Source organism: Stenotrophomonas tumulicola, assembly GCF_014117215.1.
Classification (GTDB): domain Bacteria; phylum Pseudomonadota; class Gammaproteobacteria; order Xanthomonadales; family Xanthomonadaceae; genus Stenotrophomonas; species Stenotrophomonas tumulicola.
The window spans coordinates 78,088-89,393 of the sequence record NZ_JACGXS010000011.1; the positions used below are offsets into that span (position 1 = coordinate 78,088).

Consider the following 11,306-nt stretch of genomic DNA (forward strand, 5'->3'; position numbering starts at 1 on the left):
CCGCAGGATCAGAGGTCGATGCCGAAGCCGACGCCCGCAGAGCGGTCACTGCCGCTGAAGGCACCGCCCAGGCTGAAGCTGGCGCGCTCACCGACCTGCTTGCCATAGCCGACGGACAAGGCCTGCTCGCCGTTCTGCCAGCCCGCACCCACGGCCACGCGTCCGCGTGGACTGCGGCTGCCCGATGCGTTGATCGCCATGTTCATCATGGCGCTGCTCATCGCCCCTTGGCGGTCGATGCGCCGGTCCTGCTGGCCCAAGCGACGGTCAAGGTCCTGGCTCAGGTCGACGAAGCGATCATCCATCTGCTTGAAGCGCGAATCGGTGTAGGTACGTGCCGATGCCAGCGTCTGCGCATCGCCCGCCTGCATCTGTCCTACATTGGCCGCATCGGTTGCGGCCGTGCCCGTACCCACGTTGGTAACGCGACGGGTGTTGTCCGCACTACCGACCGAAACGGTATTCGCTTCGCCCGCAACGGAGCCCTCGCCAATCACGATCGAGCCCGCGCCACCGCCTGCGGCCACTAGGCCATCAGCTGGCGATGGCCCTGCGCCCGGACCGATCACCGGGCCCTTTCCGCCTGCTCCGGGTACATCCCCGGCCCCGCTACCCACGCCTCCATCGCCATTACCTGTACCCGGGTTGGATTCGAGCACGCCCACGCGAGCGTCCAGCCCGCTCAATGCGCCATCAAGCGCGCTCACCGCACCGCCGACATTGCCGAAACGGGTTCCCTGGACCGTGTACACCGGCCCGATCAGCATGCCGTCCCCGCCAAGCTCGGCGCCGCCACCCAATGCCCGTACTACGCCCTGCAACTGATCCACGTTGACGGCATCGCTGCGCCCCACGCCAGCCTTGAGGTTGCTGATCGTCGTTCCCTGTTCGCCCTCCAGGCTGAGCCGGTCCTTGCCCTTGTCGTCGTAACGCACGGCCGTCGCACCAAGTTCACCCAGACCGTCGCCGATGTCGGAGATGGCGGTATCCAGCTGGCGCTTGTTGACCGCATCGGTACCTTCGGTAGCGTCGGCGACGTTGGCGATCTGGCGCTCACGCCCGACGCTGCCGACGGACAGCGTACCGCTGCGATCAGCGATGCTGCGTGCCCCCAGGGCGATCGCATCGTCTGCCGAGGCCCGTGCCATATAGCCGATGGCAATCGCGTTTTCCGCCGTAGCGCGCGACCAAACACCCATCGCGGTCGCCGCCTGCGCGGTTGCCGACGAACCGCGCCCAAATGCTCCACTGTATTCGGCGGTCGCATTGGTACCGTACCCGACCGCGGTGGAACCATTGCCCGTGGCATAGGCAATGGTGCCCAGTGCGGTGGAATCTTCGCCGGTGGCCCGGTTGTTGAAGCCCACCGCGACCGATCCAAATCCGGTTGCCCTCGCCGCAGGTCCTACGGCCGTCGACAGTGCGCCAGTCGCCAGTGCTTCGGTTCCAAACGCGGCCCCATTGGCCGAGATCGCCCCGCTTCCTACCGCGGTCCCACCGATGCCATGCGCCATCGCCCCCTGACCGATCGCCACGGTGCCCTCGCCGTTGGCGCTGCTGGCCGCACCCAACGCGGTCACGCCCTCTCCAGATGCCGAAGCGCCCGCGCCGTATGCCGTAGAGCCCGCTCCGACCGCATTGCTCGCACGCCCCATGCTGGTCGTGTCCTGTCCGAGCGCCAGCGACTGGGCCCCCACCGCAACGCTCCCCGCGCCATCAGCCAGCGCCTGTGGCCCAATGGCCGATGCGCCTGTGCCGGCCGCAATCGGATCATCGCTGCCATCGCCAGCGCCATCGACGGCCACGTAGCGCCCATTGCCGGCCTTGGCTTCCACTTCCTTCAACTGGCCCAGGTTGACCGCGTCGGTCTGCTCGGTGCCAGCGGCGACGTCAGTGATCTGGCGCTGCATCACGCCGTGCCACTCGCCCATCTCATCGAACCATTCCTGCGAAGCGCCGACCGACACCGAATTGGCACGCGTCGCCAGCGAACCATGGCCCAGCGCCACACTGTCAGCTGCCTGTTCCTGTACCCAGGAATTGCCGATGGCCACGCTGCGGTCAGCATAAGCAACCGCCATGGTGCCCAGCGCCATGGCGTAGTCGCCATGGCTGTAGGCCATCTTGCCCACCGCCACGCTGCCAAGGCCCTCGGCCGTGCTGTTGCCGCCAACGGCAGTGGATGCACTGCCGGAAGCGCGCGCGGACGCGCCGATCGCGATCGTACTGAAAGCATCAGCGTGACTGTCGAAACCGACTGCAACGCCAAACGCCTCGCTTGCCTCGGCCGATGGCCCCAGGGCAAGGCTGTTCCAGCTCGAAGCGTGGGCGTCCCAACCGAACGCCATCGAGCCGAGTCCCGTGGCACGCGCATTGGTGCCTATGGCGGTGGAATACGCATAGCCAGCCAGGCTGTCGGTACCAATGGCGATGTTGTTGCTGAGGATGGCCGGATCGTCTCCGCCGGCGGCGTGCGCCTTGCTGCCCAGCGCGATGTTGTTGGCTCCCTTGCTCATCGCATCATTGCCAATGGCAGTGCTGTTGTTGCCATAGGCTTCCGAGTGCCATCCCAGCGCCACCGCCTGTTCACCGAACGCACCACTCAGCGGGCCGAGCGCCACCGAATCGTTGCCCAGCGCACGCGCCGATGCTCCCAGGGCCATGCTGTTGCGACCATCCGCTGCTGTGTTGGATTCGATGCATAGGCCATCACAGACATACTCTCCGCCCAGCGCAATGGAACCGTCGCCACGTGCAGATGCCTTGTAGCCTGCCGCGATGCTGCGGAATCCGTCGGCGTTGCTGGACGCGCCCAATGCCACGCTGCCATGCCCGATGGCCCGGCTGGACTGGCCAAGCACGGTGGAAAAATCTCCGGCAGCCACCGACTCGACACCGATGGCGATGCTGGCCGGACCATCGGCAATGGCCTGTGTACCCAACGCCACCGAACTGTTGCCATTGGCTTCGGCCAAGCCACCCACCGCAACGCTGGCATAGCCGCGCGATGAGGACAACGAACCCAACGCCATCGCGCCCGGCCCTTCGGCCGTGCTGCCATCGCCAAGCGCGATCGCCGATTGCGCCGTGGCCACCGCGCCGCTGCCTTGTGCGATCGCGCGCTCCCCCAGCGCCGTGGCGCCATGGCCGAGGGCTACCGACGACTCACCGCCCGCCTGCGCGCTGTCGCCCGCCGCCAGCGCATGATCGGCATCGGCCAGGCTGCTGGCCCCCAGCGCGGCACTGCCAATACCCTGCGCGAAGGCGTTGCTGCCCACAGCCAGTGCCGCATCACCCACAGCCGTCGCCAAGCTGCCCAGTGCGCTGGCATCGTCGCCGCTGGCCCGTGCACTGGCCCCCAATGACGTCGCGCCGGTACCTACAGCCTGGGCCTTCCCGCCCACCGCCACGGTGAAGTCGCCGCCGGCAGCACGGGAGTTCGCGCCAATGGCCACGCCGCTATCACTGTTGGTGCCGGCATCGTAGCCTGCGGCGAAACTGCCGGAGCCGTAGGCTTGCGCCAGTGCGCCGACGGCGGTGGAACCTTGTCCCATGGCCGTGCTCAGCGCACCCAATGCGGTCGCGGCCTGTTTGCCCTCGGCGGATGCACTGGCACCCACCGCTGTATTTCCCAATCCTGCCGCAAGCGCAGACTGGCCTATCGCGGTGCCGGCGTCGCCGTGTACGTTTGCCCCCTGGCCAAATGCCGAACCGCCTATGCCCTGCACCCAGGCCTCGGCACCGACAGCGGTGGCCATATTACCCTCGGCGGTCGCACGCGAGCCGATGGCGACGGCCGTCTCACCGGTCGCGGTAGCGCGGTCGTTGCGATCGGCATTGCCATCGATGGCGATGTAATCCAGATCGCCGATCTGATCCTTGACCTCGTCCAACTGAGCCACGTTGACCGCATCTGTCGCTTCGATACCGGCCCTGACATTGGTGATCTGACGCTCCTGCCCGCGTCGGCCCACCGACACCGTGCCGCTGCGATCTGCCAGCGCATTGCTACCCAGCGCCACTGCATCCGCGGCGTCTGCCTCCGCATACGCGCCCAGGGCGACCGAAGAGGCGCCCCGTGCGCTGACCGTCGCGTTCTGCCCGAGCGCGGCGGCGCCTGTGGCCAGTGCACGAGCGCTCTGGCCCACCGCAGTGGCAGACCCCGCCGTTGCACGCGCATTGCTGCCGAACGCCGACGCACCCACGGCTGTCGCCCGCGCCTGGCTGCCTATGGCGGTGGCATCGGCACCCTGCGCACGTGCCAGCACGCCCACCGCCACCGCCGCGTCGCCCATGGCCTGCGCATCGTCGCTCCCGTCATTGCTGCCATCAACCGCCACGTAGCCACCGGGCACACCCGCTTCAGGCTGGATGCGTGCATCTTCCGATGCCATTGCTGCCCATGCAGGCAGCAGCAGCGCGCCCACCATCACGCAGGCCGGCACGCGCCTCCTGCCCCCTTGGCAATGACCACGCGTGGCCAACTCCGAAGCCACCACCAGTTGCTGCAACGAGCGGCTCCATACACGACTGAAAATCTTGTTCATCCAGCACCTCACGGTTCGAAGGGCAATGCACTCCCGTCCCGCGGGCCGGACGGCGTCATGCACCGATCCAGGCCGCTGGGCCCGAGTGTCCAAAGAAGCGCCGCGCAGCGCGTGGAATGCAGTCCGATTGCGGACGGCCAGCAGCGGCGTGGATGAACGTACGATTCAGCCGTGATTGTTGTCACGCACGTGTTGTCACTGAATACTCACCACTTCTCACCGTCGGTCGGGCTGCCGCGCGCCGCATGTCACAGGTTTCCCCGCCGTCCTCTTCTTCGACGTGGCGTCGCTGGCTGCAGGCGTGGACACCAGCCGCGCTCAATGACGACGTGGACAGGCGAATGGCGCCGGCAATCCAGTTGCTGCTGCTGTTCTACGGCGTGGCCCTGCCGCTCAACTGGCTGTGGCAACTGGGAGATCGCCCGGTTCCACGTGGCTGGACGCTGGTATTGGCAACCGACCTGCTTACCGCAGCAGCTGCCCTGATCGGCGTTGCGCTGGTACGTCGGGGGCATCTACGACGCGCCGTATGCCTGTTCATCATTGCCCTGCTCGGCAGCAGTTGCATCACCTGGCACAAGCTTGGCGCGCACGCCCTGCTGATCGACCAGACACCGTTGCTCCTGCTGCTGGCGATGGCAGCACTGGTGCTGGGACGGAGGGCCTTGTGGCTGACCTGGTTCGGCATCCTCGGCGTGTTCTTCGTGGGCATGCATACCGACTACCATGCGGGCCACGACGGGCAATGGACGGCCAATGCCATGCACAATGGTCCCTCGCTGTTGCTGGCCTGGCTGATCATCGCCTTCATCCTCGACCGTACCGCCAGCGCCCTGCGCGATGGGCTGGTCCGCGAGCGCCGCCACGGCGACGCGCTGCGTGAAGAAATGCGCCAGCGCGCGAAACTGCAGGAGCACCTGCTGCATGCGCAGAAACTGGAAATCGCCGGCCGCCTGACCAGCGGCATCGCACACGACTTCAACAACGTGCTGGCGGTGATCCGTGGCTTCTGCGACGAACGCAATCGCGCGGCCGGCAGCCCCCTGCAACGCGAAGCCGCCCTCGTGGATGCGCTGGAGGGCATCGACGTCGCGGCGCGCCGAGGCAACCATATCTGTCGCGCGCTGCTGCGTTTCAGCCGCCAGGACAGCGTGGATGCCGAGCGCTTCTGTGTCCGTACAGCGCTGGTCGAGCTGCTTCCCATGCTGCGCCAGCTGTTCGTCAACCGCAGTCAGCTGAAGCTCGGCGAAGTGAATGGCGCGGCACACCTGTTCATGGACCGCAACCAGTTCGATCTGGTCCTGCTGAACCTTGTCGCGAACGCGCGCGATGCGCTGGGGGCACACGCGCGTGGCGGCGTCAGGATCGAGGTGATGTACAGCACCGGCTCGGTGCACCTGATCGTTACAGACCATGGCCACGGCATGGATGCCCTGACCCGCCAACGCATGTTCGAGCCCTTCTTCAGCACCAAGCCGCGCGACCAGGGAACCGGACTGGGATTGGCGGTGGTCAACGATGTCGTGCACGCCAATGGCGGACGCATTGAAGTCCACAGTACCCATGGCGCTGGCACGCGCATCGGCCTGCTGCTGCCGGCAGCCTGATCAGGGAGCGAACACGTAGCCGGCACCGTGCACGGCCGAGAGCGGAAAAGGATGCGCGCTTGCTGCGGCAACCTTGCGTCGCAACCGATGGATGAGCGAATCCAGACGATGCGTATCGAACTCGAAGGTATTGCTGGTCAGGGTGGCGATCAGGGCGTCGCGCCCGACCACCTGTCCGGCGTGCTGTATCAGGCAACGCACCAGCGGACGCTCGCTGCGCGTCAACAACACCGCCTGCCCGCAGGGTGCCATCAGGCGCCAGCCTCCACCCGCCAGGCGCCAGCCAGGTGGCGAGGCGAAAGCATCGGTGGCCATGACCGCCTGCAATCGCCGGGCAAGACTGTGCAACGTTGCCGCCAGCAGGCCCAGTTCGACCGGCTTGGTCAGGTAGGCATCGGCGCCATCGACCAGTCCACGCACTTTGTCGTGGGGACTCTCACGCCCGGTCAGCATCACCACGCCCACCGCAGGGAACCGCGACCGCAGCGACTGTGCCAGATCGAACCCGTCTGCGTCCGGCAAGCCGACGTCCAGCACGATGATGTCGGGAACGCCGGCCAGGAGCAGTCGCTCCAGCGCGGCTGCGCTGCCCAGCCCGATGACATCGAAACCATGGTCGCGCAGACGCGGGGAAAGAATCCGTTCGCGCAGCACTGCGTCATCCTCGAGCAGTGCGACGCGGAGGGAGGCGTTTTCCAGATCTTTCACTGCAGGCTCTTCGATCACCGCAATTGATCGATATTAAACAGATCTGCAGCATCAACTACGGTCTGCCATCCCATTTCGCGTGATGCGCAGCACGTCATCCAGCAGCGCCGCAGCGGTGACCTCCGCGCCTGCCCCGGGGCCCTGGATCAGAAGAGGCTGATGGCGATAACGATCACTGTGGATGGCGACACGGTTGTCGGTTCCCGCGCCCGAAGCCAGGGGATGATCCGCTGCCAGTGATTGCACGCCGACCCGGGCAGCACCCGCTTCGACGCTGCCAATGAAGCGCAGCACCTGTCCGGCGTCGTTCGCCCGTTGCCAACGCTGGCGAACCGGCTCGTCAAGCTGGTCCAGCTGCGCCAGTGCCTGCGCATGCGGCAGCGCGGCCAATGCAGCCGGCACCAGCGAATCCACCAGCACCTGGTCGTCGCCCAGGCCCAGCCCACAGGCACGTGCCAGGATCAGCAGCTTGCGGCGGACATCTTCTCCGGAAAGGTCTACGCGCGGGTCCGGCTCCGTGAATCCGGCATCCAGTGCTTCGCGTACCGCCGCCGAGAACGGCTGCTGGCCGTCGTAGCGATGGAACAGCCAGGCCAGCGACCCCGACAGCACGCCTTCGATGCGATGGATGCGATCGCCGCCTTCCACCAGCGCGCGCAGGCTGCTCAGCAACGGCAGGCCCGCGCCTACCGTGGCGCTGTCGCCATAGCATGCGCCGGTCTCTACGCAGCGCGCGGCGATCTGCAGGGCACGTTGTTGCTGCGCGCCCTGGCCCAGTTTGTTGGCCGTGACCACATGCACGCCGCGCGCAAGCCAGTGCGCGTGTTCCGCAGCGACCGTTTCGCTGGCCGTCGCATCGACCACCACGTCACCAGCGTGCAGGGCGTCCGCCTGCGTCCACGGCGCCGCAGCGGCCGCTACCCGAGGCGCCTGCCGTACTTGCTGCAGCGGCTGCTCTGGCGCACCTTCGCAAGCCAGTACGGCACGCGAGTTGGCCAGCCAATGAAAGCGTGGCAAGGCAAGGCCACGGGCCTGCAACGCCTGGTAGCGGGCGACGAACGCCGAGCCGACGGTGCCGGTCCCCAGCAATGCCAGTCGTCCCGGTGCGACGCTTGGAAGTTCGATGACCTGCGCGTTCATGCGTCCACGACCTGTTTCTGCCGGGCCTGTGCATCGACCACGGCGGCGGCGCGGTCCAGCGCGGCGGCCAGGTCAGCCAACAGGTCGCGTTCGGACTCGATGCCCACCGACAGGCGCAGCAGGCCCTCGCTGATCCCGGCAGCCTGGCGTGCCTGCACGGTCATGGCGGCATGGGTCATGGTTGCCGGATGCGCAACCAGGCTCTCCACTCCGCCCAGTGATTCGGCCAGGGTGAAATAGCGCAGGCCATCCACGAAGGCGCGTACCGCCGCATGCGGATCGTCGCCTTCGCAGCTCGCCAGCTCGAAGGACAGCATGGCGCCGAAGCCGGATTGCTGGCGTGCGGCGATGGCGTGGCCCGGGTGCTCGGCAAGGCCCGGGTAGTACACCGCAGCCACCACCGGGTGCGCTGCCAGCAACGGGACGATCGCGGCGGTGTTTTCCTGGTGCACGCGCAGGCGCGCGTCCAGCGTGCGCAGGCCGCGCAGGGTCAGGAAAGCATCGAATGGCGAGCCGGTCAGGCCGAGCGCGTTGGCCCACCAGGTCAACTGTTGCGCCAGTTCGGGGTCACGTGCCACCACCGCGCCGCCGACGACATCGCTATGGCCGTTGATGTACTTGGTGGTCGAATGCAGGACCAGGTCCGCGCCAAACGCCAGCGGCTGCTGCAGGGCCGGCGACAGGAAAGTGTTGTCAACCACCACCAGCGCGCCGGCCTTGTGCGCGGCGTCGATGACGAAGCGCAGGTCGGTGATGCGAAGCAGCGGATTGGACGGGGTTTCCACCAGCACCAGCTTGGGCTGGCTGGCCAGTGCCTGCGCCAGCGAGCGTGGATCGGTCAGGTCCGCTGTGACCAGCTTGAACTGGCCCTTGCCGGCCAAAGCGTTGAACAGCCGCCAACTGCCGCCATAGGCGTCGTGCGGCACCACCAGGGTGTCTTCCGGGCCCAGCAACGCCTGCAGCACCAGGTTGATCGCCCCCATGCCGGTCGAGGTGACCACGCCGCCCGCGCCGCCTTCCAGTTCCGCCAGTGCTTCGCCAAGCAGGTCGCGGGTCGGGTTGCCACTGCGCGTGTAGTCGTATTGACGCTTGTTGCCGAAACCATCGAAGCTGAAGTTCGAAGACAGCACGATGGGAGGCGTGACCGCGCCATGTGCGGTGTCGCGATCGATGCCAGCGCGTACGGCGGCGGTGGTGCGGCTACAGGACGGATCAGCGGACAGCGTGCCGTTGGACGTCAGGCTCATGCGGTTTCTCCCGGGGTACGGATGGCGTTGGCAAGGATCGCGTCGATGCGATCGGTTTCTTTCAGGAAGGCGTCATGCCCATAGGGCGATCGCAGCACCCGCAGGCTGCCGCGCGGGCCCAGGCCTTCGACCAGGGCGACGAGATCGGCCAGTGGCACCAGGCGGTCGCCTTCCACGGCGACCACCACGGTCGGCCGCAGCAGTTGCGCCGGATCGACGCGGTGCAGGTCGATGGATTCGGACAGGCGCAGCCATGCGGTGACCGGCGTGCGGGCCACGTACTGCGCAGCTGAGGCATCCAGGTAGTCTTCGGCGGCCACGCGCACGCGGCCATTGACCACTTCCGGCGCGGCATCGAAGCGTTCGCCGAATTCTTCCGGCGTGCGGTAGCTGAGCATGGCGAACTGACGCGCCAATGCCAGTCCGTTCTCGTCGCTGCATTGCAGCTGGCCCAGCGCCACCGCGCGACGTTGCAGCGCACGCCAGGCAGCGGCATACGGATGCGCGCGATGGGCACCGCTGACCACGACCAGCCGCTGCACGCGTTCGCGATGGCGCAGGCCGAACTGCTGGGCCACCAGTGCGCCGTAGGAGTAGCCGACGAAAGCCTGCAGCGTCGGGATGCCGAGGTGGTCGAGCAGCACGGCCAGTGCATCGGCCTGGTCGGCGGTGTCGATCGGCACGTCCAGCGCGCCATCTGCGCCGATGAAATCGAAGGCCAGCACGCGCAACTGTTGTGGATCCAACGCGCGCCCGGCGCCTACCAGGCCCTCGGCCCAGCCTTTTTCCGCGAACTGCAGGTTGGCGGCCACGTGGCGGTGGGCGGAGATGCCACCGGCCAGCACCACCACCGGTGCGTCGACCGGCCCCACCCACTCGTAACGGATGCGCACCGGGCACTGGCCTGCGTGGCGCATCTCCAGCACCGCGGCGAACTCGCCGCGCACGGCATGCACGCGGTCTTCGACCGGCACGCTGGCGGGGACAAAGGATTCGGATCGGACGGCGGTGCTGGGGGCGAAGCTCATGGCGGTATCCAGTAGGAAAACGGCCATCGAGCCTTCGCGGGCCCGCGTTCGAGAGACACCTGCTGGTGCACGGCTCGAACCATCTTCCGGTGGACGCCACGGTCCCCGCAGGATTTGGCACCTACGCCGGCGCTTGCGCGCCTGCGGGCTGCCCCGGCTTCAAAGGGCCTGTCCCTCTGCCGGTCTCGATGGTGTGGCCACGATGCCAGCGCCTTCCGCACTTGTCAATCCCTTCATGCGGATAAAGAGATGGATTATTTGGAACTGATCCAGCGCATCCGGCGCCGCGGCTGCCTGCTACAGTCCGCCGACTCCCTGCCGGACCCTGCGATGCGCCGCCTGCCGTGCCTGTCCCTCTGCCTGTTGCCGCTGCTTTCCACCGCCAGTCCAGGCAGCGACTGGCGTAATGGCTGGGGGCTTGCCGGGCCCGACAGCCCGGCTCGCAACGAAGCTGGGCAGCGCCTGCAGGATGTGGCCTACCGGCTGCCATTCGACGAACGCCGGTTCAGTGTCGGCCAGGCGCCGCAGGGGCGTTTCAGCCACCGCGACGCCGAAAACCGCCATGCCGTGGATTTCACCCTGCCCGAGGGCACCCCGGTACTGGCGGCCCGCGCAGGCCGGGTGCTGGACCTGCAGGCCGGCTTCAGTGGCAATGGACTGGACCCGCAGCACGACCGCGCGCGGGCAAACTACGTCCGCATCCAGCATCCGGACGGCAGCATCGCCGTCTATGCCCATCTGCAGCACGACGGCGTGCGCGTGCGCCAAGGCCAGTGGGTGGAAGCCGGACAGCGCATCGCCTTGTCCGGCAACACCGGCTACAGCACCGCCCCGCACCTGCATTTCGCGGTACAGATCCGGCGCGGCACGCACCTGGAGTCCGTGCCCATCCGCATCGTCACCGCCCGCGGCCAGCTCCATTACATGAAAGGGGACGGAGGGGATTAAGTCGCCAATGACACCGGACGGCTGAAAACGACTTAATCCCCTCCGTCCCCTTTTTCGGCGATAATCATCGGCTTATCTCTT

The 11,306-nt window shown here is 67.2% G+C and carries 7 protein-coding genes and 1 riboswitch; of the genes, 2 read left to right on the top strand and 5 right to left on the bottom strand.

Annotated elements, in window-relative coordinates; genetic code table 11:
- Nucleotides 1-8: 8 nt before the first annotated feature.
- Nucleotides 9-4,547 (bottom strand): ESPR-type extended signal peptide-containing protein, encoded by a 4,539-nt coding sequence (locus tag H4O11_RS16520; protein WP_182340912.1) that lies wholly within the window; start codon nt 4,545-4,547, stop codon nt 9-11.
- 245 nt (nt 4,548-4,792) lie between these two features.
- Between H4O11_RS16520 and H4O11_RS16525 the strand changes: the two genes are divergently transcribed.
- Nucleotides 4,793-6,154: a sensor histidine kinase gene (locus tag H4O11_RS16525; RefSeq protein ID WP_182340915.1), complete on the top strand. Its 1,362-nt coding sequence runs from the start codon at nt 4,793-4,795 to the stop codon at nt 6,152-6,154.
- On the opposite strand, the gene H4O11_RS16530 is transcribed toward H4O11_RS16525, so the two are convergent.
- From H4O11_RS16530 to metX, 4 genes are read right to left on the bottom strand one after another with little or no spacing between them, the layout of a single operon-like run.
- Nucleotides 6,155-6,862, bottom strand: coding sequence for a response regulator (locus H4O11_RS16530; protein ID WP_182340918.1), 708 nt, complete (start codon nt 6,860-6,862; stop codon nt 6,155-6,157).
- A gap of 51 nt (nt 6,863-6,913) precedes the next feature.
- The gene (locus H4O11_RS16535; protein WP_182340921.1) at nt 6,914-8,002 is read right to left on the bottom strand and encodes a homoserine dehydrogenase family protein; all 1,089 of its coding nucleotides are present in this window, start codon (nt 8,000-8,002) and stop codon (nt 6,914-6,916) included.
- Nucleotides 7,999-9,249, bottom strand: a complete 1,251-nt coding sequence (locus H4O11_RS16540) for an O-succinylhomoserine (thiol)-lyase (protein ID WP_182340924.1) — start codon at nt 9,247-9,249, stop codon at nt 7,999-8,001. Before H4O11_RS16540 ends, H4O11_RS16535 begins: the two co-directional genes overlap by 4 nt.
- Nucleotides 9,246-10,277 carry a homoserine O-succinyltransferase MetX gene (gene metX / locus H4O11_RS16545; RefSeq protein WP_182340927.1) on the bottom strand — a complete coding sequence of 344 codons (1,032 nt, stop codon included), beginning with the start codon at nt 10,275-10,277 and terminating at the stop codon, nt 9,246-9,248. Before metX ends, H4O11_RS16540 begins: the two co-directional genes overlap by 4 nt.
- Before the next feature lie 76 nt (nt 10,278-10,353).
- Nucleotides 10,354-10,472, bottom strand: a riboswitch (SAM riboswitch).
- A gap of 54 nt (nt 10,473-10,526) precedes the next feature.
- On the opposite strand from metX, the gene H4O11_RS16550 reads away from it, so the two are divergent.
- On the top strand, nt 10,527-11,225 hold the full coding sequence (locus H4O11_RS16550) for a M23 family metallopeptidase (RefSeq protein ID WP_246333554.1): 699 nt from the start codon (nt 10,527-10,529) through the stop codon (nt 11,223-11,225).
- The last annotated feature ends 81 nt before the right edge of the window (nt 11,226-11,306 follow it).

Coding starts and splice junctions, on each gene's coding strand:
- H4O11_RS16540 (WP_182340924.1), bottom strand. CDS start 9,249: ATGAGCCTGACGTCCAACGGCACGCTGTCCGCTGATCCGTCCTGTAGC.
- H4O11_RS16535 (WP_182340921.1), bottom strand. CDS start 8,002: ATGAACGCGCAGGTCATCGAACTTCCAAGCGTCGCACCGGGACGACTG.
- H4O11_RS16525 (WP_182340915.1), top strand. CDS start 4,793: ATGTCACAGGTTTCCCCGCCGTCCTCTTCTTCGACGTGGCGTCGCTGG.
- H4O11_RS16520 (WP_182340912.1), bottom strand. CDS start 4,547: ATGAACAAGATTTTCAGTCGTGTATGGAGCCGCTCGTTGCAGCAACTG.
- H4O11_RS16550 (WP_246333554.1), top strand. CDS start 10,527: ATGGATTATTTGGAACTGATCCAGCGCATCCGGCGCCGCGGCTGCCTG.
- metX (WP_182340927.1), bottom strand. CDS start 10,277: ATGAGCTTCGCCCCCAGCACCGCCGTCCGATCCGAATCCTTTGTCCCC.